Raw genomic sequence first — 21,286 nt, 5'->3', positions numbered from 1 at the left:
TTGTCAGTCGAGCTTAGGGAAAGCTATGGCAATCGCAAAACCTTTCGCGCGCGGTGGCATGTCCATTTTAGCGCCGTGGCGGGCGGCAATCGCCTGCACCAGCGCAAGGCCAAGGCCGTGGCCCGCCTTGTCGCGGTCGCGCTCGGCGCGGGTGAACCTCTCGAACAGGTCCGCCTTAAGGTCGTCGGGCACGCCGGGGCCGGTGTCGGAGACTTCGAGGATGTGGCGCGCGCCGTCGGGCCGCACGCTTAGGGTGATGGTGTCGCCGGGGGCGCAGAACTTGATCGCGTTGTCGAGCAGGTTGGAGATCAGCTGCGCCAGCAAGGACCGGTCGCCCAGAATACTGAGATCGGGGGCGGCGTTAAGGCGGCAGGTCAGGCCGGTATCCTCGGCCACGGGATCGTAGAGGTCAAAGACATCCTGCGCGATGTCCGACAGGTTGAGCGGCACGAGGCCGGGGCGCTGGCCCTGCTCGGCCAAGGCGCCAGAGATGTCGAGCAGCGCGTCGAAAATGCGGATCGTGCCGCGCAGTTCGGCGCGGATGCCCCCCACCAGTTCGGGCTGGCCGTCGAGCTGGTCCAGCTTTTGCTGGATGCGGTTGAGCGGGGTGCGCAACTCGTGCGCGATGGCGTCGGACAGCCGGTTGGTGGCAGCGTTAAGGTTTTCGATCCGGTCGAGCATGGCGTGCACATGCGCCTCGAGCGCGCCGAATTCATCGGGCGTGCGCTGGCCCGGAAGACGCGCCGCCAGATCGCCCTCTGCCACCCTGTCGGCCAGCGCATTGACCCGGTCGATCCGGCGCAGCACCAACCGGCTGACAAAGCCACCCGTCACCGCCGCCATCGCCACAAGCGCCAGCGCCATCCACAAGATCGTGCCGCGCATGTCTTGCAATGTGTCGGCGGTAACGGTGGTGGCGCGGGCCACCAGCAGGGGAAAACCGCCGGGCAGAACGCGGGCGACACCGTTATATTCTGCGGGTCCGCCCGGCAGGGAAAACAGCCGCGGCGCCGCCTCTGTCACCCCGCCCGCCATCGCGGGCAGGTCTTCGGGCCAGTCATTGAGATTGCCCGCCAAGGTCTGGCCATTGCGGTCCTGCAGCAGATAAAGCGCCTGCCCTTGCGGGGTCTGCGCGGCGCGGTCTTCGATGGCTTGGCGCAGGGCGGGAATGCGGCGCTGGTCGTAAAGCTCGGCGAAACTGTCGATGTCGGCGTGCAAAAGATCACGTTGCTGGCGTTCCAGCGCCCCGGCAGCGGTGCGGTATTGCACCGCCATCGCCAAGAGCGCCATGAACAGGATCAGACCGGCAATCGCCAGCGTCAGGCGCAGGCTCGCAGAGCGCGCCAGACGCACCGGCCTCATGCAGAGGTCCGGCTGGGATCAAAGATATAGCCTTCGCCGCGCGCCGTGTGGATCACCGGGCGGCCCGCGGCGGTATCAAGCTTGCGACGCAACCGGCCGACATGCACATCGACCACATTGGTTTGTGGATCGAAATGCAGGTTCCAGACGTGTTCCAGCAGCTGCATCCGCGTCACCACCTGCCCGGCGTTGCGGGCGAAATAGGTGATGAGTTCGAACTCCTTGGGGCTGACGGCGACATGTTCATTCTTCACATGCACGGTGCGCGCTTTCATACGGATTTCCAGCGCGCCAAAGGCGATCAGATCGTTGTCCAGAACCGTCATTTCTTGCCGGCGCAAAAGCGCGCGCAACCGGGCGCGCAACTCTTCGGGATCGAACGGTTTGGCAAGGTAATCGTCGGCCCCTTTCTCCAACCCTTCAATCTTGTTCGCGGCCCGGCCCAAGGCCGAGACCACGAGGATAAGCGCGGTTGAGCCGCCCGCGCGGATCTTGGCAATGGCATCCACACCGTCGCCGCCGGGCAGCATCCGGTCAAAGACGATCACCGCGAAATCGGCCAGTCCCGCCGCTTTGACACCATCGTCAAAGTTGCGCATCACCACCGGGTCACAGCCCAGATCGCCAACGGCCTGCGCCACCGCGCGGGCGGCGGCGGCGTCATCCTCGACAATCAGGATGCGGCGGGGTTTTTCGAGGGCAGCGGTCTCGGGGTTTTCCAAGGTCATCTCTTGCAGGGACATATCTTTCTCCAGATCAAAGGGAAATCACAGCGGGGTCAAGCACAACCGCACCGTTAATCGGGCGCATCGCCTGTTCATTTGTAAACGGGTCAAACGCCACATGGCGGGTTTGGCGGCCAACCCCACGCAGCAAAAACAGCACCGGGCCGGTGATGTCAGGCCAGAGGAAACCACGTTCGCGCACCGGGATGCCGTTGAAGGCAAGGATGTCATCGCCCACCGACAGACCGGCGAAATAGGCGGGGCTGGTGGCGGCGATGGCGGTGACACGGCGGGATGCGAGGGTGATCCCCAGCGCCTTGATCGTGGTGCGCGATTGGGCGGGGGGGACAAAGGCAATCGCCTGACTGCCGGAGGAAATCAGCCCGCTGTTGGGGGTGGCAAATCTAAGCGTTACGTCGTGGGGTGTGCCGCCGCGCGTCAGGCCAAGGCGCGCGTGCGGCGCGGTGCGGGCCTCAATCGAAAGGGCAAGGTCGCCGGGGCGGACAATGGCCTGGCCGTCGAGTGCGACGACAATGTCACCCGGTGCCATCCCCGCCGTCTCGGCGGTGCCCCCGGGCGAAACGTAGTCGACCAGCAGGCCGGTTTGCGCGTCTAGTGCCAGCGCCTCGGCGATCATCCCGTCCACCGGACGCAGGCGCAGGCCCAACTCTGGCACGGGCTTCAGGCTTTGGCTGAAGACATCGGCCAATAGCTGTGCCGGCAGGGCATAAGACAGGCCGACATAGAACCGGCTGCTGCTGGCCAGTTCGGCGTTGATCCCAAGAAGCTGGCCCGCGCTGTCGACCAATGGCCCACCAGAAGACCCGGCGTTGATTGCGGCGTCGTGCTGGATGAGGACCACGGGGATTGCCGGATCAACCTGGCGCCCGCCCGACGAGACAATGCCACGGGTCAAGGTCTGGTCCACCGCGAATGGCGCGCCGATGGCATAGACCGTCTCGGCCAGTTGCACCGGGCCGGGGCGCGGTGCCAGACCTGTGCCCATCGATTTATCGGCCAGTTCAAGAAAGGCCACGTCGCGGGCGGCGTCGCGCCGGACCACATGGGCCAGCACCGAAATGCCCGCGACATTGCGCAAAAGCACGCGCTCTCGGTTGCCCACCACATGCGCCGCCGTCACCGCAAAACGCCCGTCGCCCCAAAGCACGGCAGAGCCAAGGAACCGGCCGTCGCGATCCGCCGCCGCCACCACAAGCGTGGCCGCCATCGCGCGGTTTAACCCGTCTTGAACGGGCGCGTCATGGGCATCGCCCGCCCCCGGCAGAGCCGCGGCCAAAAGCGCCATCGCAGGCAAGGCAAGGCTCATCCGGCGGGTCATGGTTTGGGGTCGCATCGCGGGCTCCTGCGGCAAATCCTGTTGCCCCCAAAGCTATGTGCCCCCCTGCCCCAATACACATGAAAAGAGCTGTTAAGTGCGCGAAAGCCACAACAAACCCTTTGAAATAACGGCCAGACCGCTCAATATCACCTCTAAGGTTTCGCAGTCATGTTTCGCCAGCAGGGCTCTGGCCCGCACAATTTGGCGACTAGATTTGGCCCGTTCGATTTGACCTGCAAGATATTGCCTCAGGAGTGTTTCAGATGATCCGTTTTCGTGCATCCGCCGCCTTGGTGCTGGCCCTCGCCGCACCGCCCGCCTTTGCCGACCGCAGTGGTGCGCAGACCGCCGCGCTCTCTGCCGAGGTCTTTCTGGCCGGGGCCGAGGCGCAAGACCCGCTGTTGATGCTGGCGGCGGCGAAGCTGCGCAAATCGGTGGCTTTTGAGGCGATCACGCGCACCCCGGACAAGGACATGCCCCTGCCCGATGACGTGATGGCAGAGGCGCCGCTGGGGTGGGATGGTATGCTTGATGCCGCGCTGGACATGGCCCCCGAGGATGCGGTGATTGCGGCCTTGGCGCAGGACCTTCGGGCCGAGGGCGCGCGCGGGGTGCAAAGCGGCCAGCTGTATTCCATCACCGCGATCCGCAATGGCGGCACCGACACGTATCCCGCGATGGTCTACCGGGGCGGCGAATACGCAGATGTCTATATCGAGGGCAACGGCGGGGCCGATCTTAACCTTTTTGTCTATGACGCGCAGGCGCGGCTGGTATGTTCCGATACCGATATTTCCGCGATTGCCCATTGCGGCTGGACCCCGGCGCAAGACGCCGCTTTCACGGTGGTGGTGCGCAACAAGGGGCGCGGCCATTCCGGCTATTCCCTGATCACCAATTGAGGGCGGCGCGATGATCCGACGCACCGTTCGCGCGCTGGCCGTGCTGGCGTTTCTCAGCCCCGGCGCGGCATTGTCCCGCGAGGCGCACGCGCTGTTGATCGGCGCGTCGACCTATCCGTCGCTCGACGAACGCTACTGGTTGAAAGGCCCGGCAAATGACGTTGATCTGGTGGCGAAATACCTCATGACCAACCCGGCGTTGCCGTTTGCGCCCGACAATATCACGCTGTTGGCCGATGGGTTGGAGGGGGCGACGGACCCGACTTTGGCGGCGATCCGGGCCGCCTTTGCTGCGCTGGCACAGGAGGTTGTGGCCGGGGATTTCGTCTATTTGCATTTCTCCGGGCACGGTTCACAGACCCCTGCCGCCGATCCCGCCAGCGAGTTGGACGGTCTGGACGAGATTTTCCTGCCGGTGGATGTGGGGCCGTGGAATGACACTGTCGGCACGGTCGAAAACGCGCTTGTCGATGATGAGATCGGGGTGATGATTGACCGGATCCGCGCGAAGGGCGCGGATGTCTGGGTGGTGTTTGACAGTTGCCATTCCGGCACCGCCACCCGCGCCGCGCCGGGCGCTGACGATGTGCGGATGCGCCAGCTTTCGGCCGGGGCGTTGGGCATTCCGGCGGCGGCGATGGCCGATGCCGCGCGCCAGAGCCGCGCCCTGCCTGATCCGCGAGCGCAGGCGGAAGCGCCAGTGGTTTCGTCGGTGGTGTCGTCAGTGGTGTCCTCGGTGGATTTGGCTGCACCCGAGGGCGGCGAAGTCGGCCAGTTGGTGGCGTTTTTTGCCGCGCAGACCAATGAGACGACGCCGGAAAAGAATATGCCCAAGGGGGTGGAGGGGCGCAGGCTTCAGGGGGTGTTCACCTATACGGTGTTCGAAACGTTGGCCGAGCGTCCGGGCATCACCTATCGGCAATTGGCGCAGGAGGTGCTGCGCAAATATGGCACACAGAACCTGGCCCGCACCACGCCGCTGTTTGAGGGCGATCTTGATCTGCCGGTGTTTGGACGCACCCAAGCCGACCGCATTCTGCAATGGCCGGTGACGCGGAAAGGCGCGGCGTTGACGCTGAATGCCGGGCAATTGCATGGGCTGTCGGTGGGGGCCGAACTGATGCTGCTCGCGTCGCCGGCAGACAATGATGATGCAGCGCTGGCCAGCTTTACGGTCCGCGAGGTGGGTACGTTTTCGGCCCTTGCTGAGGGCACAATTTCAGCCAGTGCTGAGCGTGCAAATGCCGCCAGTGCCGAGGGCACAAATGCCACCAATGCCGTGGGTGCATTCAACCTTGACGACCTGCCGCCCGGCGCGGTGCTGCGCAAGGTGGGTACGGCGCTCGATCTGTCGCTGACGCTGGCGCTGCCTGCGCCCGGCTCGGCCCCGGCGGCGGCCCTCGACGCGGCCCTTGCGGTGATGCGCCGCGACGGGCTGACCGGGCCGCGCATCCGTTTTGTTGCGGCGGGCGATCCCGAAGCGGACCTGCGGCTGGCGGTGTTTGAGGACAGCCCGCGCCCCGATGCGCTGTGGCTGATGACGGCGGCGGGGATAGTGGATGTCAGCGCGCTGGCCGATGTGCCGTCCGTCTCGACCGCCGACAAAAGCGCGGCGGAACTGGCCGATGTGATGGCCGAGACCTTGATCAAGATGTCGCGCGCGCTGAACCTGATGAAGGTTGGGGCAGCGACGGCAGGGGCCACGGCCGTCGCGGTCGAGGCTGAAATGGTGCGCGGGCGCTTTGATACGACCGAGGAACGGGTGGCACCCGAAACGCGGGTGGCTCTGACGGGCGCGTCGGTGCCAAAGTTCCTGCCCGATGACACCATCGGATTGCGGCTGACCAACATCACGGATGCGGCGGTGGATTTCAACATCCTCTACGTCGGGTCGGATTACGCGATCAGCTTTATGGACAATGGGCGGATGCAGCCCGGCGACACGCTTGACGAGGATTACATCCTGATCACCGGCGAAAGTTTTGGCCGGGAACGGGTGATCGTGGTGTTTTCGCCTGCTGTGGAGCAATCGGCCGTCGAAGACCTATCGTTTCTGGAGCAATCGGCTGTGGACCGGACGCGCGGCACCCCGGCGGGCGGGGGCCAGCCCGGCTTGGCCGCTCTGCTAGACACTGCGGGGTTTGGCGAAACGACGCGGGCGGCAATCTCGCTTTCGCGCAAAAAGACGCGGCCTGATCCGGTGCCGCTGTTCGTGCAATTCGAGGTCGAGACGATCCGGCCCTGAATTGCGCCACCCGATCTGTCAACAGATCGGTTCCGATCCATCAATGGATCGGGCCCCGCCCACGAGGAAGCCCACCCTCTCCTCGCATCGCGCGCTCTGCCGTATGCGGTGCCCCCGATCTGTCAACAGATCGGCACCGATCCATCAATGGATCGGACCCCGTCCAAGAGGAAGCTCGCCCTTCCCCCGCATCGCGCGCTCTGCCGTATGCGGTGCCCCGATCTGTCAACAGATCGGCACCGATCCATCAATGGATCGGGCTCCGCCCACGAGGAAGCCCGCCCTTCCCCTCGCATCGCGCGCTCTGCCGTATGCGGTGCCCCCGATCTGTCAACAGATCGGCACCGATCCATCAATGGATCGGACCCCGCCCATGAGGAAGCCCGCCCTTCCCTCGCTTCGCGCGCTCTGCTGTATACGGTGCGCCCGATCTGTCAACAGATCGGCACCGATCCATCAATGGATCGGACCCCGCCCATGAGGAAGCTCGCCCTTCCCCCGCATCGCGCGCTCTGCCATAATGCCGGTCAAACAAAAGCAACAAAGAGCAGCGTACATGGCCGACGACCTTCTCAGCCCGGTGAACACTTCCGATTATGACGCCTCGCACATCGAAGTGCTCGAAGGGCTGGAACCGGTTCGAAAACGCCCCGGCATGTACATCGGCGGCACCGACGAACGCGCGCTGCATCACTTGGTGGCCGAAGTGCTCGACAACTCGATGGACGAGGCCGTCGCCGGCCACGCCAACCGTATCGAGGTGGAATTGCACGAAGATTACGCCCTCACTGTGCGCGACAACGGCCGTGGCATCCCGATCGACCCCCACCCCAAGTTCCCCGGAAAAAGCGCGCTTGAGGTGATCCTATGTACCCTGCACGCGGGCGGCAAATTCTCTGGCGACGCCTATGAAACCTCGGGCGGTCTGCACGGCGTGGGCGCCTCGGTGGTCAACGCGCTCAGCGATTCCATGGTGGTGCAGGTCGCGCGCAACAAGGAGCTGTTCGAACAGCGCTTTTCGCGTGGCATCCCGCTCGGTCCGGTCGCCAAGATCGGCGCAGCCCCCAATCGGCGCGGCACCACCGTCACCTTCCACGCCGACGAAGAGATCTTTGGCAAACACCGCTTCAAGCCCGCCCGCCTGCTCAAGATGGTGCGCTCCAAGGCCTATCTGTTTTCGGGCGTTGAAATCCGCTGGAAATCCGCGATTGATGACGGCGAAACCCCGACCGAGGCCACCTTTCACTTCCCCGGCGGGCTGTCCGACTATCTGACCGAAACGCTGGGCACCGCCTCAACCTATGCCGAGAAACCCTTTGCCGGCACCGTGGATTTCCGCGAGAAATTCAATGCGCCGGGCAAGGTGGAATGGGCGATCAACTGGACGCCGTCGCGCGATGGTTTCATCCAGTCTTACTGTAACACCGTGCCCACGCCCGAAGGCGGCACCCATGAGGCCGGGTTCTGGGCGGCGATTCTCAAGGGCATCCGCGCTTATGGCGAGCTGTCCAACAACCGCAAAGCGGCGCAAATCACCCGCGATGACCTGATCACCGGCGGCTGCGCCTTGGTGTCCTGCTTCATCCGCGAGCCGGAATTTGTGGGGCAGACCAAGGACCGGCTGGCCACCACCGAGGCCGCGAAACTGGTCGAAGGGGCGGTGCGCGACCACTTTGACCATTGGCTGACCTCGGACACGAAATCCGCCGGTGCGATCCTCGATTTCCTGGTGTTGCGCGCCGAAGAGCGACTGAAACGGCGGCAGGAAAAGGAAACGGCGCGGAAAACCGCGACGAAAAAGCTGCGCCTGCCCGGCAAGCTGGTGGATTGCTCGAATTCCAACCGCGAAGGCACCGAATTGTTCATCGTCGAGGGTGACTCGGCGGGCGGATCGGCCAAGATGGCGCGGGATCGCAAGACCCAAGCGCTGTTGCCGCTGCGTGGTAAAATCCTCAACGTACTGGGTGCAGCCTCGTCGAAACTGGGCTCGAACGCCGAGATTTCCGATCTGTCCCAAGCGCTTGGCGTTGGGATGGGCACGAAATTCAACATCGATGATCTGCGCTATGAAAAGATCATCATCATGACCGACGCCGACGTTGACGGTGCCCATATCGCGGCGCTGTTGATGACGTTCTTCTTTACCCAGATGCGGCCGATGATCGACGCCGGGCACCTTTATCTGGCCTGCCCGCCGCTGTTCCGGCTGACACAGGGGGCCAAGCGGGTCTATTGCCTGGACGAGGCCGAGCGCGAGGCGTGGATGGCCAAGGGTCTGGGCGGCAAGGGCAATATCTCGGTGTCGCGGTTCAAGGGTCTGGGCGAAATGGACGCGAAAGACCTGAAGGACACCACGATGAACCCCGCGACCCGGAAATTGATCCGGGTGTCGATTGACGAAGACGAACCGGGCGAAACCAGTGATCTGGTGGAACGGCTGATGGGGAAAAAGCCGGAGAAACGGTTCGAGTACATTCAGGAGAATGCGAAGTTTGTTGAGGAGTTGGATGTTTGAGGATTTATCTACAATAATCGGCACCAAAGTTGCCACATCCATCGAGATAAATGGGCTTTGGATTCCGGCAAACAGCATCGCTTCCGTACTTGGTCGCTTTGTCGAACCCGCAACGTTTATTTCTCCGGAATTTTCTCCATACGATTTGTCAATCTCCGGCTCATTCACCAAAGTTAAAATGAACAATCGCTTCTTCGGACTGGCAACTGAGCACCAACGAGGCGATTTGCAGAGGCAATATTCTTACGAACAACTCGGCCTTTTAAATTTGACAACGCAGACCTTAACGACGTCTCATTTCGTTTTCTATGGGAAATCTGAGGCATGGGATTGTACAATTTATGAGTTTACTGACGGTGTGCGCAGTGGTTCGCTATCGGCCACGGGTTGGTACAATGTATCTCAAGATCTCGGCGCGACCATTCGGGCCGAGAAGGCACTAGCGATCGGGTTTCCTGGTGATAGAAATTCAATAGACTATCTCCAAAGCAGATATCGCGCGCAGCCCATGGCAGTATGGGCCGATCCGAGTGAACCTTCTATGAAAGATCGCTTAAGCATGGTTCCAAATCCGGAAATAGACTTCGAACCTTCTGGAATGAGCGGAGGCGGCGTTTTTGGTATTTCTCTGGCATCGGGTCAGCCAAAAATTTTTCTCGCTGGCTTACTCGCGAATGCATCTACACGAGTTTTCAACTTTATACCTGTCTCAACCATTGCTAGGCTCAGGACCCATTGATCTGCTTGAGGCTACGTCGGCAGCGTGATTCAAGCTCCCAAACTGACGGGGGTGATGATGAGCAACCTTTTCTGGCTAACGGACGCGCAGATGGACCGGCTTCGGCCGTTTTTTCCCAAGAGCCATGGCAAGCCGCGGGTGGATGACCGGCGTGTTCTGAGTGGGATAATATTCATCAATCGCAATGGCTTGCGCTGGTGCGACGCGCCCGCGGAATACGGCCCGGCCAAAACGCTCTATAACCGCTGGAAACGATGGAGCGACAAGGGCATTTTCGCGAGGATGATGCACGGCCTTGCGTCGGAGGCAGCGGTTCCAAAGACGGTGATGATCGACGCGACCTATCTGAAGGCGCACCGCACGGCGAGCAGTCTGCGGTCGAAAAAGGGGGGCCCGACGACCAGCGGGGGCGCGCGATCGGCCGAACCAAAGGCGGCATGAACACCAAGCTGCATGCCGTCACCGATGCCGAGGGACGACCGATCCGGTTTTTCATGACCGCGGGCCAGGTCAGCGACTACACCGGCGCTGCGGCCCTTCTTGGCAGCCTGCCATCGGCACAATGGCTTCTGGCCGACCGGGGCTATGACGCCGACTGGTTCAGGGAAGCGTTGAAAGACAAGGAGATAAAGCCCTGCATCCCTGGCCGGAAGTCCCGCGCCAAGCCCGTCAAATACGACAAGCGCCGCTACAAACGCCGCAACAGGATCGAGATCATGTTCGGGCGCCTGAAGGACTGGCGCAGGATTGCCACACGCTACGACCGATGCCCGAAAGTCTTCCTCTCCGCCATCGCCCTCGCCGCAACCGTCATGTTCTGGCTATGAAACGAGAACGAGTCCTGACCCTAAATTCATGCAAACTGCGGCAAATTCAACCAAAGAAACCTGAGATCGATAAGACTTCTGCTACGTCCTAAGCTCAACCCGACTGCTCTATACTCGCCCCTGCCTCGACAGAGCGGGCCAGCGCCTGCCCGCGGGGTGGCGCTGCTACGGTTTTTCCGTAACGCTTTATGGTGGCCAAACCCGCACTCTGTTTCGATGAACCAGCAAGACCAGCCAAAGCGCCAGCCCGGTGGGGCGGGCAGGCGCTGGCCCGGCGGCCTGCGGCCTTGATTCCGGGCTGGGGGGAATACGACGTAACCGCTCCGTTGCTACCGCCTGCCTGATTTTGGCGTGATGGGCTAAGACACGTGCATAACGACGTCGTTTGCGACGTGTCTTATGCGGGGGTGTTGATGCGGGGTGAAATTCTTGGACTTGAGCGGCGGCGGCGGTGGAGCGATGAAGAGAAGCTCGGGATCGTCATGTCGGTCGGGATCGATAATGCGACAGTGACGCAAGTTGCGCAGCGCCATGATGTGACACGGCAACAAATTTATGCCTGGCGCCATGATCTGAAGAAGAAAGGGCTTTTGCCGCCGGAGAGCGGCGTGCTGTTCCTTGCTGTCGATATTCCACCCGCGCACCGCGTTCCCGCCATCTCCGAAGCGTCCCCCGGAGCAGAGCCCAAGCCGGTCGAATTGCGTCTACGCAGCGGGCGCTGCCTGCGCTTTGACAGCAACATGGACGCGGCGTTGCTGACGCTGCTGATCCGAGCGGTGGAGGCGGCATGATCGGCCCGGGGACCGGCGTTCGGGTGTATCTGGCCTGCGGCGTCACGGACATGAGGAAGGGCATCGCCGGTCTGGCAGCTCTGGTCCAAGATGTCTTGCGCCAGAAGCCGACAGGCGGTGCGGTTTTTGCCTTCCGGGGGCGCAGGGGCGACCGGCTGAAGCTTCTCTATTGGGACGGTCAGGGGTTCTGCCTCTATTACAAAGTGCTCGAACGCGGTCGATTTCCCTGGCCCGCAGCGACAGAGGGCGCGGCGCGGCTGACCTCGGCGCAGTTGGCAATGTTGTGGGAAGGGATAGATTGGCGTCGCCCGAACTGGGGCGCACCACCGGCTCGAGTTGGGTGAATTATCCGCCTGATTAGCCTTGTTTTTATGGCGCTTCCACTTGCGCCATGGTAGTTGGACGCATGTCAAACCATGTTGTAAATCTTCCTGATGATCCCGCTGTTCTGAAGGCAATGATCGCTGCTTTGCAGGCAGAGAATGCCAAGATATCGGCCACGTTGCGTGTCCATGACCAACTTGTTCAGGCACTGCGTTTGCGGATCGCCAAGCTGCAGAAACTGGCCTTTGGCAAAACGTCGGAAAAGATCGAGCGCGAGATCGAACAATTGGAACTGGCGCTGGAAGACCTGTTGGTCGCTGTCGCCGAAGGGGATGATGACCTCATCGATGAAGGTCAGAATGAGCCAGCACCCGATGAGACGGCAGTTCCGAAGCTCCGCCGTCGTCCGCGCGTCTCTGACGCAACGCCGCGCGAGCGTCGTGAACTCGATCCTGGCACTTGCTGCCCTGATTGCGGTGGTGATTTACGTGTAGTGGGCGAGGATGTCAGCGAACTGCTTGATATGATCGCAGCCCAGATGAAGGTGATCCAGATTGCCCGCATCAAAAAGTCCTGTCGTCGCTGCGAGAAGATGGTGCAGGAGCCCGCTCCAAGCCGCCCGATCCCCGGCAGCATGGCGGGTCCGAACCTGCTGGCCCATATTCTGGTCTCAAAGTTTGACGATCATCTTCCTTTGTATCGCCAGCACGAGATCTTTGCCCGCATGGGCGCAGATATTCCCGAAAGCACGCTTGTCAGCTGGTGTGGACGTGCCATGAAAACCCTCCAGCCGCTTATCGAGCGGATCGAGGCTGATATTATGGGCAGTGATCTGCTGCATGCGGACGACACGCCAATCCGTGTGCTGGACCGGTCCTTGCGCGACAAGGGCCTCGGCAAGGGCGTAAAAAGGGGCCGGATATGGGCCTATGTTCGTGATCAGCGCCCATGGGCGGGTTCAGCGCCACCGGGGGCGATCTATTACTTCGCCCCGGACTGGAAAGAAGAGCATGTTTTGCGGCACCTCTCGGAAGGCTGCGGCATCCTGCAGGCTGACGGTTATAAGGGGTATGCCAAGCTTTATGACCCAGAACCGGACGGAACCACGCGCTTCCGCGAGGCCGCCTGTTGGGCGCACCTGCGACGCGACTTCCATGACGTCTGGGCATCCACCAAATCCGAGATCGCCCGTGAAGCGCTCGACCGGATTGGGGCGTTCTACGATATCGAGCGCGACATCGCAGGCCAGCCTGCCGATCTGCGCCTTGCCGCGCGCCAAAAGCTGAGCAAACCGAAGGTCGAAGCCTTCCTCGCTTGGTCGGAACAACAGCTCCTGCGCATCCCCGGCAAAGGCGATCTCGCCAAGGCATTCCGCTATGGTCTGAGCCGTCAGACGCCGTTCTGCTTGTTCCTTGAGGATGGCCGCGTGGCAATCGACAACAACCCGGCCGAACGCGCCCTGAGACCGATTGGCATAGGCCGCAAAAATTGGCTTTTTGCCGGGGCCGATACCGGTGCGGAAACCCTTGTCCGGGCCATGACGATCGTTGAGACCGCCAAGCTCAACGGCCTCAATCCGCAGGCCTATCTGGCCAACATTCTCGACCGCATCCATGATCACAAGATCAACCGTCTCGACGAATTGCTACCTTGGAATTGGGTGCCCGTTGGAACCGCGCAATCGAAGGCAGCCTGATGGCAGCAGTGACGCATGTTTGCACAATCGCCCACGTCGCGAAAATGCTTGGCGAAGACCAAGACCTCCTCGAGGCAATCATCCGCAACGATGATAATCTGACCTACGGCAGCATCATCCGCATCTATACAGGGCAAGAGGAGGGCATGACTGGCCTCACCGATTACGGCATCGAAGAGCTGGCTGACATGATCAGAGAAGCACGCCTGACAACCCAGACCTGGCACGACTTCCTCGACGACTTTGTCGATGACACCGACCTTGTCGCCCGGATCAAGGCAAAATCACCGCGGTAGCAACGGAGCGGTTACAATACGACGGTGTTTCCGCAACGCTTTGATGGTTGCCAAGTCCGCACTCTGTTTCAGTGAACCACCAAGATTAGCCAAAGCGCCAGCCCGCCACGCCAAAGGCGTGTCAGTTATAGTCGGCGCACCTTTGGTGCGACGGGGCGGGCAGGCGCTGGCCCGGCGGCCTGCGGCCTTGATTCCGGGCTGGGGGAAATGCGACGGTGTTCTCGTAACGCGTTATAGCTGCCAAGTCCGCGCTCTGTTTCAGTAAATCACCAAGATTAGCCAAAGCGCCAGCCCGCCACGCCAGAGGCGTGTCACTTATAGTCGGCGCCCCTTTGGGGCGACGGGGCGGGCAGGCGCTGGCCCGGCGGCCTGGGGCCTTGAGTCCGGGCTGGGGGCGATGGCGAACGGTGCATTCATCCCCCTTGCAAGCACTTCAGCGCAGGCGTAGATTCCAGATCGCAGGCTCCGGGAGAGCGAATCTCCCGCCCCTGCCGCCTCCCAAGGATCATCGCCCCGCTAGACCGGGCAACCCTGATCGCCTGACGATGCGACGGCCCGTGGCGATGTCCGCCACTGGATAGTCATCGGAGATCACCCCCATGTCCAAGAGCAAAAACAAAGGCAATCGCGAGATCAAGAAGCCGAAGCAGGAAAAACCCAAGGTTCTCGCCACCGCGAACTCGGGTGCCGGAAAGGCCCTATCCATCGGCGGCCAGAAGGCCAAATAACCCGCGTTTACCGCGCCCGTTCTCAACACCATCCCCAGACGAACACGCGCCGGAAGGTGAGCGAAACGGCTCACCTTCCATGCGTGCATAAGTCTTTGGGGAAATGCCATGAATGACCCGCTTTACAGTGTAGCGGTCGGGATCGTGCGGACCCAAACCACTTCAGGGGTATGCGCTGCGCGGCGGGTCACTCATCGCTTGCATCATGTAACCCGTGCGTTGCATCGGAGCAAAAGCGCATTGGGAGATGCAAACTATCCTTCCGCATAGAACTGTTTGGCGCGGCCTGACAGAAACGTGTTTCCTGCCGGATTATCGCTGGATTATGGTTACCGCATGCGTGGTTTGATCCTGACATTGCTGGCCCTCGCCCTGCCCTGTGCCACCTTGGCGCAGGACACCGATCTGGAGCTTGTGCTGCTCGCGGATGCCTCTGGCTCGATCGACGCGCGCGAGATTGCGTTTCAGCGTCAGGGCTATGCGGCGGCGCTGACCGATCCCGAGGTGCTGGCGGCGATCAAGGGCACCGCCTATGGCACGATTGCAGTCACCTACATCGAGTGGGCCGCCAACACCGCTGTCGTCGCCGATTGGACGCGAATCGACGGGTTGGAGGCGGCGGAAACCTTTGCCGCCACGCTTTTGGCCAAGCCACGGCTGGCCTATGGCCGCAATGCGATTGGCAGCGCGCTGCTCGAGGGGCTGCGGCAGATCGAGGACAATGACATCCACGGCTGGCGGCGGGTGATCGATTTTTCCGGCGACAGTGTGAACACCTATTCCGGCCCAAGTATCGCCGCCGCGCGGGCGCAGGTGCTGGCTGCGGGCGTCACGATCAATGCCCTGCCGATCCTGCGGCCCGACGATCCGGGGCGCGCGCATGGCGGGCTTGAGGCGCTGTATCAAGAGCGGATCATTGGCGGCACCGGAGCGTTTGTGGTGACGGCTTCGGACCGGGCGTCGTTTGCCCAGGCGGTCAAGCGCAAGCTGGTGCTTGAGATTTCGGGGCAGATGCCGGGCGCAGCGCAGATCGCGGCGAAATAGCCCGCAACCCCCTGCAAAACAAAAGAAAACCCCCGCCGGGTGGGCCGGCGAGGGTTCAACGGTCCGCAGACCGCGTCATCAGATTGAACGCTTACGCCTCGACGGCTTGGGCTTTCATGATCTCTTTTTTGACTTTCAGCGCATTGCCGGAAAGTTCAATGTCCTTGGCTTTGGCAAGGAATTTGTCGAGCCCACCACGGTGGTCAACAGAGCGCAGCGCCGACGCCGAGATACGCAGCTTGATGCCACGGCTCAGGGTCTCGGATTGCAGCGTCACGTCGTTCAGGTTCGGCAGAAACCGACGACGTGTTCTGTTTTTCGCGTGGCTGACATTGTTGCCAGTCATCGGGCCTTTTCCGGTAAGTTCGCAACGGCGCGCCATGTCGTTATCCTCATCGTTCTGGTGCAGGACTTTCCGCGCCCCGCAAATATCAAAGGGCGCCGCTTAGGCCGCGCCCGGAATTTGGTTTCGTCGCTATTACGCGGGGTGGTGGGGATCGTCAAGTGTCTGATGGCGCGGCGGGGCGATTCTTCCTCAGCCGTCAGAAGATAGTGCCTTGGCCCGTGCTGTTGCCGCATTTGCAAGGGCATTTCGGCCGGATTTTTGCGCCTGTGCCGCCAGATGAGTCCAGTATTTCGGGCTTTGGCGGCGGGCGTTGCGGTGCAACATCACGATGCGACGGTGTGGCACCTTTGGCTTGGTCAGCTGCGCCTGCAATTTGCCAAACCGCCCGGCATCGCGCAGGGCCCCGGTCGCCGGGTGCCCCCCGCCCGCCAGCCGCGCCAGCGTGATCGCGGGAAAGGCCGCGGTGATCAGGGCGGCGTTGCGGATGTCCATCGGGCGGAACGGGTCGGCAAGGATCACGCCCTGCACCCCGGTGCCGCGCGTCGCCAGATCGCCCAGCGCGGCGTCAAAGCCTGTCGCACAGTCGCGGTAGCGGCGGTCAAACGGCACATGGTCTGGCGAGATTGAATATTGCGGCGACACCGCAATGACCCGGCGCAGCCGCAGCACAGCCGCAAAGCGAAACGCCGCGTAGCCGCCCATCGAAAAGCCCATCGCACAGGCATCGTCAAACCCCTGCGCGAGATCGGCCAGCGCCGCCTCCAGCGCCTCGGTTTCGGAGTTGATGTACCAATCGTTCCAGCGCGATTGCAGGTGCAGATGGCTCATGCCGTTGGCGGTGAAGCTGCGCACCGGGGTTGGAGCCATGAAAGCACCGGGATCGGGGATGCGCTGGCGAAAGCTGACGAACAGCGCCGATTGGCCGGGGTTGAACAGCGTGGCGCGGATCAGATTGCCGTCAAACAGCCTGTGCGCCTTCATCCCGCAAGATGCCGGGTCAGCATGGTTTGTGCCGCACGCGCCGGGGTGGTTGCGCCCGAAGCGACCGCTTCAGAGAGTTGCGCCATGGCCGCGCGGGCCTCGGCGGTCTCAAGCCGCGCCAACAGCGCCTGCCGGACCTCTTCGCCAAACCAATAGCGCGCCTGTTCCGCGCGCCGCCCCTCGAAATGGCCATGCTCACGCCGCCAATCGCTCAGGGCCTGCATCTCGTCCCAGGCCTTTTCAAGCCCGTGTTCCTCAAGCGCCGAGACCGTCAGCGCCTTGGGATAGCCTTCGGGGTCATGCGGGCGCTTGCGCAACAGCCGCAACGCGCCGGCATAATCGGCGCAGGTGCGCATGGCACTGGGTTTCAGGTCGCCGTCGGCTTTGTTGACCAGTATGAGGTCGGCCATCTCCATGATGCCGCGTTTGACGCCCTGCAATTCGTCGCCCCCCGCCGGGGCCAGTAACAGGATAAACAGGTCGGACATTTCGGCCACCACGGTTTCCGATTGCCCCACCCCCACGGTTTCGATCAGCACCACGTCAAAGCCCGCCGCTTCGCACAGGCGCACCGCCTCGCGGGTGCGGCGGGCGACGCCGCCGAGGTGGGTCTGGCTGGGGGATGGCCGGATAAAGGCGTTAGGATCGCGCGACAGATGCTCCATCCGGGTCTTGTCGCCCAGGATCGAGCCACCCGAGCGCGCGGAGGACGGATCAACCGCCAAAACCGCGACGCGCAAGCCCTGCCCTGTCAGCATCAGGCCGAAACTCTCGATGAAGGTGGATTTGCCAACCCCCGGCGTGCCCGACAGCCCGATGCGCAGCGCTTGGCGCCCGGCGGGGCGCAGCGCTTCGATCAGCTCGGTCGCCTGCCCCCGGTGATCCGCCCGCCCGCTTTCGATCAGCGTGATGGCGCGCGCCAAGGCCCGGCGTTCGCCCGACAAAACCCGCTCCGCAAGGCTCGCAATATCCATTTGTATCCTCACGTTTTCGACAGTGGTCGCCAGACTGGCACATTTCCGCACAGGCCGCGCCCGCGATTGCGCGGAGTTTCGCGCGTGGCGCAGGCCCGGCGGTGCCGTGCTGGCAAATTCTCTGCCGCTTTCTTACCGATAGTCGCCAAGGGTGGAAACATCCCAGATGCACAAACTCTCCTTCAGGGAGACATAGGCTCCCCCACGGGGAGGACGGGATCAGGCAGACATGTTCAGGCAGACAGTGCGGCACCGGTTGGGTGCCATCGCGATGGGCGTCATTCTGGGCACCTCCAGCACCTCGGCGGCGCAACCGGCCAGCGAAACCGCGCGGTTTGACGTGTATTTCCTTGGCCTGAAAGCAGGCGAGATGCAGCTCGGGATGAAGAGTGACGGCGCACAGTATGCGGTGTCGGGCAAGGCGGACTCAGGCGGGCTGATCGCCGCGATTTCCGGCTTTCGCTTTCGGGCCAAGACCCAAGGCACCGTGCGCGGCGAGGACTTTTCCCCCACCCGGTATGAAGAAAACTCGGACAATGGCGAGCGCAAGACCGATACGGTGCTGGTTTATCGCGACGGCGTGCCCAAGATCGAAAAGGTCGACAAGCTGCGCGATCACTGGCTTGATCCGGCGAGCCAGCGCGGGCTGATTGATCCGCTCACCGCCTTTTGGCAGGTGCTGCGCGACCGTCCGCGTGCAGCGCTGTGCAGCCAGAGCATCCGCTATTTTGATGGCGGCCGCCGGGTGCGTTTTACCCTCAGCGATGCGCGCGTCGAGGGCGATACTGTCACCTGCCAAGGCCAGTACATCCGCGAGGGTGGCTTCTCCAAAAAGGCGATGCGCGAGGGTGACAAATATCCGTTTTCGCTGACCTACAAAGAGGGCGGCGACGGGATGTGGCAGGTCAATCGCGTCGATGCCAAAACGCGGCGTGGACGGGCGCTTCTCATTCGGCGATAAGGCCGGGGTGACACGGACCCGCCAACCCCTTCCCATTGATGATGCGCTGCCCGATCTTCTGGCGGCGGTTGCGGCGCGTGGGCGCGCGGTGCTTCAGGCCCCGCCGGGCGCGGGCAAGACGACGCGGGTGCCTTTGGCGCTGCTTGAGGCCGGGTTGATCCAAGGTCGGATCGTGGTGCTTGAGCCGCGCAGGCTGGCGGCACGGGCCGCGGCCGAGCGGATGGCCGAGACGCTGGGCGAAGTCGCGGGCGAAACGGTTGGCTATCGCATCCGGGGCGAAAGCAAGGTGGGCAAGGCGACCCGGATTGAGGTGGTCACCGAGGGCATCCTGACCCGGATGATCCAGTCTGACCCCGAGCTTTCGGGCGTTGGCGCGGTGATCTTTGACGAATTCCACGAACGCTCTTTGAACGCGGATCTCGGGTTGGCGCTCTGTCTTGAGATTGCCGGCGCGCTGCGTGATGACCTGCGCCTGATCGTGATGTCCGCCACGCTTGAGGCTGGGCCAGTGGCGGCGCTGATGGACGATGCGCCGGTGGTGACCTCAGAGGGCCGCGCCTTTCCGGTTGAGACCCGCTGGATCGACAAGCCGCTGGGGCCACGGGTGCGGCTGGCCGAGGCCTGCGCCGATCTGGTGGTCAAGGCGGTGGCCGAGACCACAGGCGGGGTGCTGGTGTTCCTGCCCGGCGAGGGGGAAATCCGACGCTGCGAGGGGTTGTTGAAAAGCCGCCTGCCCGCCGGGTGCCATCTGCGGCCTTTGTACGGCGCCCTGCCCTTTGCCGCCCAACGCGCGGCGATCCGCCCCGAGAGTGAGGGGCGCAAGGTGGTGCTGGCCACCTCGATTGCCGAGACCTCGCTGACCATCGAAGACATCCGCGTGGTGGTGGATGCCGGTCGCGCGCGGCGGGCGCGGTTTGACCCCGGATCGGGCATGTCGCGGCTGGTGACCGAGCGGGTCAGCCGCGCCGAGGCCACCCAGCGCGCGGGCCGCGCCGGGCGGGTGGCCGAGGGGTTTTGCTATCGGATGTGGACCCGTGGCGAAGAGGGCGCCCTGCCCGCCTTTGCCCCGGCTGAGATTGAGGTCGCTGATCTGGCCGGTCTGGCGCTGGAGCTGGCGCTTTGGGGTGGCACGGTGGAAGAGATGCCGCTGCTGAGCGCGCCCAATCCGGGCAGTTGGGCCGAGGCGCAAGGGCTGTTGCGGATGCTTGGCGCGCTGGACGGCGACAACCTGATCACCGCGCATGGCCGCGCACTTGCCGCGCTGCCGCTGCATCCGCGTCTGGCGCATATGCTGGCGGTGGCCGGGCCTGAGGCCGCGCCTTTGGCGGCGCTTCTGGCCGACCGAGACCCGTTGCGCGGCGCGCCGGTGGACCTATCGCTGCGGCTTGAAGCGCTGCGCAATCTGCGCGGGTTTCGCGACCGGCGGCCTTATGAGGTCAACCGCGCCGCGCTCGACCGGATCGGGCAAGAGGCCAAGCGGCTGGGACGTGCGACCAGGACGGCCCGCACGGCCGGGCTGAGCGCCGCGCAGATGGCCGCGCTGGCCTATCCCGACCGCATCGGGCTGCGCCGCAAGGGCGATGCGCCGCGCTATGTGCTGTCGGGCGGCAAAGGCGCGGTGATGGACGAGGCCGACCCGCTGGCCGGGCAACGGCTGGTCGTGGTGACAGACACCGATGGCAACCCGCGCGAGGCGCGTATCCGGCAGGCAACGGCGATGTCGGAGGGCGAAATCCGGGCGCTGTTTGGCGACCGGATCGCTTGGGTCGACCGCTGTGAATGGTCGCGCCGCGAACGCCGGGTGATTGCGCGGCAGCAAGAGCGATTTGGCGAGGTGGTGCTACAGGACAGGCTGTGGAAAGACGCCCCAGCCGAGGCGATGGCACGGGCGATGCTCGACGGGGTGCGCGACCTTGGGCTGAAGATGACCAAGGGCGCCGCGCGGCTTTTGGCGCGGATCGAGGTGGCACGCGCAGGCGGTGTTGATCTGCCCGAAGTATCGGAGGCGGCGCTGATGGATACGCTTGAAGACTGGCTGCTGCCGTACCTCACCGGCATTCGCAGCGCCGAGCAATGGAAGGCGTTTGACCCGCATGATGCACTGGTGGCGCGGCTGAGTTGGGATCAGACACAGGCGCTTGACCGGGCGGTGCCTGCCGCCTTTACCACGCCGCTGGGCCGCCGCATTCCGATTGATTATTCCGGAGAGCATCCCGAAATCACCCTGCGCATCCAAGAGATGTTTGGCCAGACCGCGCATCCCACGGTGGCCGGTCAGCCGCTGCGGGTGACGCTCCTGTCACCGGCCCAGCGCCCGGTGCAGACCACGATGGACATTCCGGGGTTCTGGGATAGCTCTTACGCCGATGTGCGCCGCGACATGCGGGGCCGCTATCCGCGCCACCCCTGGCCCGAAGACCCGCGCGAGGCCGACCCGACATTGCGGGTGAAGCGGCGCGGGACGTGAGCGGTGCGTTGTGAGGATGCAGGC

19 protein-coding genes are annotated in these 21,286 nt (G+C 63.3%); 13 read left to right on the top strand and 6 right to left on the bottom strand.

The genetic code is table 11. From position 1 onward, the window contains the following. Positions 1-3: 3 nt before the first annotated feature. From ACW9UO_RS16005 to ACW9UO_RS15995, 3 genes are read right to left on the bottom strand one after another with little or no spacing between them, the layout of a single operon-like run. Positions 4-1,362, bottom strand: a complete 1,359-nt coding sequence (locus tag ACW9UO_RS16005; protein ID WP_457086761.1) for a sensor histidine kinase — start codon at positions 1,360-1,362, stop codon at positions 4-6. After that, entirely contained in the window at positions 1,359-2,105 is a 747-nt protein-coding gene (locus ACW9UO_RS16000) for a response regulator transcription factor (RefSeq protein ID WP_457086760.1), read from the bottom strand. Before ACW9UO_RS16000 ends, ACW9UO_RS16005 begins: the two co-directional genes overlap by 4 nt. A 13-nt stretch (positions 2,106-2,118) precedes the next feature. Then, positions 2,119-3,441: a S1C family serine protease gene (locus tag ACW9UO_RS15995; RefSeq protein WP_457086759.1), complete on the bottom strand. Its 1,323-nt coding sequence runs from the start codon at positions 3,439-3,441 to the stop codon at positions 2,119-2,121. Between the two features lie 248 nt (positions 3,442-3,689). Between ACW9UO_RS15995 and ACW9UO_RS15990 the strand changes: the two genes are divergently transcribed. The 11 genes from ACW9UO_RS15990 (at position 3,690) to ACW9UO_RS15940 (ending at position 15,533) form a co-directional block, all read left to right on the top strand. Next, entirely contained in the window at positions 3,690-4,328 is a 639-nt protein-coding gene (locus ACW9UO_RS15990) for a hypothetical protein (protein WP_457086758.1), read from the top strand. A 10-nt stretch (positions 4,329-4,338) separates the two neighbouring features. After that, positions 4,339-6,573: a caspase family protein gene (locus ACW9UO_RS15985; protein ID WP_457086757.1), complete on the top strand. Its 2,235-nt coding sequence runs from the start codon at positions 4,339-4,341 to the stop codon at positions 6,571-6,573. A 556-nt stretch (positions 6,574-7,129) separates the two neighbouring features. Continuing rightward, positions 7,130-9,088 (top strand): DNA topoisomerase IV subunit B, encoded by a 1,959-nt coding sequence (gene parE / locus ACW9UO_RS15980; RefSeq protein ID WP_457086756.1) that lies wholly within the window; start codon positions 7,130-7,132, stop codon positions 9,086-9,088. Next, positions 9,081-9,827, top strand: coding sequence for a hypothetical protein (locus ACW9UO_RS15975; protein WP_457086755.1), 747 nt, complete (start codon positions 9,081-9,083; stop codon positions 9,825-9,827). Before parE ends, ACW9UO_RS15975 begins: the two co-directional genes overlap by 8 nt. Before the next feature lie 57 nt (positions 9,828-9,884). Continuing rightward, positions 9,885-10,654, top strand: a protein-coding gene (locus ACW9UO_RS15970; protein WP_457088577.1) for an IS5 family transposase whose coding sequence is annotated in 2 segments (ribosomal slippage) — positions 9,885-10,221 and positions 10,221-10,654 — 771 coding nt in all. Because the reading frame shifts where the segments join, the coding sequence is not laid out codon by codon here. A gap of 413 nt (positions 10,655-11,067) precedes the next feature. Continuing rightward, entirely contained in the window at positions 11,068-11,445 is a 378-nt protein-coding gene (gene tnpA / locus ACW9UO_RS15965; RefSeq protein WP_457085816.1) for an IS66-like element accessory protein TnpA, read from the top strand. After that, positions 11,442-11,789 (top strand): IS66 family insertion sequence element accessory protein TnpB, encoded by a 348-nt coding sequence (gene tnpB, locus ACW9UO_RS15960; RefSeq protein ID WP_457085817.1) that lies wholly within the window; start codon positions 11,442-11,444, stop codon positions 11,787-11,789. The genes tnpA and tnpB overlap by 4 nt, the downstream gene beginning before the upstream one ends. A gap of 62 nt (positions 11,790-11,851) precedes the next feature. Beyond that, positions 11,852-13,465 (top strand): IS66 family transposase, encoded by a 1,614-nt coding sequence (gene tnpC / locus ACW9UO_RS15955; RefSeq protein WP_457085818.1) that lies wholly within the window; start codon positions 11,852-11,854, stop codon positions 13,463-13,465. Beyond that, a complete protein-coding gene (locus tag ACW9UO_RS15950) occupies positions 13,465-13,761 on the top strand; it encodes a hypothetical protein (protein ID WP_457085819.1) in 297 nt (98 codons plus the stop codon). Before tnpC ends, ACW9UO_RS15950 begins: the two co-directional genes overlap by 1 nt. Positions 13,762-14,360: 599 nt before the next feature. Then, positions 14,361-14,489, top strand: a complete 129-nt coding sequence (locus ACW9UO_RS15945) for a hypothetical protein (RefSeq protein WP_457086754.1) — start codon at positions 14,361-14,363, stop codon at positions 14,487-14,489. 336 nt (positions 14,490-14,825) lie between these two features. Beyond that, a complete protein-coding gene (locus ACW9UO_RS15940; protein ID WP_457086753.1) occupies positions 14,826-15,533 on the top strand; it encodes a DUF1194 domain-containing protein in 708 nt (235 codons plus the stop codon). Between the two features lie 91 nt (positions 15,534-15,624). On the opposite strand, the gene rpmB is transcribed toward ACW9UO_RS15940, so the two are convergent. From rpmB to meaB, 3 genes are all read right to left on the bottom strand, one after another. Further along, the gene (rpmB, locus tag ACW9UO_RS15935) at positions 15,625-15,915 is read right to left on the bottom strand and encodes a 50S ribosomal protein L28 (RefSeq protein WP_457086752.1); all 291 of its coding nucleotides are present in this window, start codon (positions 15,913-15,915) and stop codon (positions 15,625-15,627) included. 153 nt (positions 15,916-16,068) lie between these two features. Further along, positions 16,069-16,860 carry an alpha/beta fold hydrolase gene (locus ACW9UO_RS15930; RefSeq protein WP_457086751.1) on the bottom strand — a complete coding sequence of 264 codons (792 nt, stop codon included), beginning with the start codon at positions 16,858-16,860 and terminating at the stop codon, positions 16,069-16,071. Next, a complete protein-coding gene (gene meaB, locus ACW9UO_RS15925) occupies positions 16,857-17,834 on the bottom strand; it encodes a methylmalonyl Co-A mutase-associated GTPase MeaB (protein WP_457086750.1) in 978 nt (325 codons plus the stop codon). The genes ACW9UO_RS15930 and meaB overlap by 4 nt, the downstream gene beginning before the upstream one ends. A gap of 229 nt (positions 17,835-18,063) precedes the next feature. Here meaB and ACW9UO_RS15920 point away from each other — a divergent pair, with 229 nt between their 5' ends. Together ACW9UO_RS15920 and hrpB are read left to right on the top strand one after the other, a co-directional pair. Next, on the top strand, positions 18,064-18,795 hold the full coding sequence (locus ACW9UO_RS15920; protein ID WP_457086749.1) for a DUF3108 domain-containing protein: 732 nt from the start codon (positions 18,064-18,066) through the stop codon (positions 18,793-18,795). Then, positions 18,752-21,262: an ATP-dependent helicase HrpB gene (gene hrpB / locus ACW9UO_RS15915; RefSeq protein WP_457086748.1), complete on the top strand. Its 2,511-nt coding sequence runs from the start codon at positions 18,752-18,754 to the stop codon at positions 21,260-21,262. The genes ACW9UO_RS15920 and hrpB overlap by 44 nt, the downstream gene beginning before the upstream one ends. Positions 21,263-21,286: the final 24 nt, after the last annotated feature.

The organism is Marinovum sedimenti (assembly GCF_054052205.1).
This window is presented reverse-complemented; position numbering and strand designations above follow the sequence as displayed.

What these genes read in the sequence shown, in the direction of transcription:
- ACW9UO_RS16005 (WP_457086761.1), bottom strand. Translation starts at nt 1,362, where the DNA reads ATGAGGCCGGTGCGTCTGGCGCGCTCTGCGAGCCTGCGCCTGACGCTG.
- ACW9UO_RS16000 (WP_457086760.1), bottom strand. Translation starts at nt 2,105, where the DNA reads ATGTCCCTGCAAGAGATGACCTTGGAAAACCCCGAGACCGCTGCCCTC.
- ACW9UO_RS15995 (WP_457086759.1), bottom strand. Translation starts at nt 3,441, where the DNA reads ATGCGACCCCAAACCATGACCCGCCGGATGAGCCTTGCCTTGCCTGCG.
- ACW9UO_RS15990 (WP_457086758.1), top strand. Translation starts at nt 3,690, where the DNA reads ATGATCCGTTTTCGTGCATCCGCCGCCTTGGTGCTGGCCCTCGCCGCA.
- ACW9UO_RS15985 (WP_457086757.1), top strand. Translation starts at nt 4,339, where the DNA reads ATGATCCGACGCACCGTTCGCGCGCTGGCCGTGCTGGCGTTTCTCAGC.
- parE (WP_457086756.1), top strand. Translation starts at nt 7,130, where the DNA reads ATGGCCGACGACCTTCTCAGCCCGGTGAACACTTCCGATTATGACGCC.
- ACW9UO_RS15975 (WP_457086755.1), top strand. Translation starts at nt 9,081, where the DNA reads ATGTTTGAGGATTTATCTACAATAATCGGCACCAAAGTTGCCACATCC.
- tnpA (WP_457085816.1), top strand. Translation starts at nt 11,068, where the DNA reads ATGCGGGGTGAAATTCTTGGACTTGAGCGGCGGCGGCGGTGGAGCGAT.
- tnpB (WP_457085817.1), top strand. Translation starts at nt 11,442, where the DNA reads ATGATCGGCCCGGGGACCGGCGTTCGGGTGTATCTGGCCTGCGGCGTC.
- tnpC (WP_457085818.1), top strand. Translation starts at nt 11,852, where the DNA reads ATGTCAAACCATGTTGTAAATCTTCCTGATGATCCCGCTGTTCTGAAG.
- ACW9UO_RS15950 (WP_457085819.1), top strand. Translation starts at nt 13,465, where the DNA reads ATGGCAGCAGTGACGCATGTTTGCACAATCGCCCACGTCGCGAAAATG.
- ACW9UO_RS15945 (WP_457086754.1), top strand. Translation starts at nt 14,361, where the DNA reads ATGTCCAAGAGCAAAAACAAAGGCAATCGCGAGATCAAGAAGCCGAAG.
- ACW9UO_RS15940 (WP_457086753.1), top strand. Translation starts at nt 14,826, where the DNA reads ATGCGTGGTTTGATCCTGACATTGCTGGCCCTCGCCCTGCCCTGTGCC.
- rpmB (WP_457086752.1), bottom strand. Translation starts at nt 15,915, where the DNA reads ATGGCGCGCCGTTGCGAACTTACCGGAAAAGGCCCGATGACTGGCAAC.
- ACW9UO_RS15930 (WP_457086751.1), bottom strand. Translation starts at nt 16,860, where the DNA reads ATGAAGGCGCACAGGCTGTTTGACGGCAATCTGATCCGCGCCACGCTG.
- meaB (WP_457086750.1), bottom strand. Translation starts at nt 17,834, where the DNA reads ATGGATATTGCGAGCCTTGCGGAGCGGGTTTTGTCGGGCGAACGCCGG.
- ACW9UO_RS15920 (WP_457086749.1), top strand. Translation starts at nt 18,064, where the DNA reads ATGTTCAGGCAGACAGTGCGGCACCGGTTGGGTGCCATCGCGATGGGC.
- hrpB (WP_457086748.1), top strand. Translation starts at nt 18,752, where the DNA reads ATGCCAAAACGCGGCGTGGACGGGCGCTTCTCATTCGGCGATAAGGCC.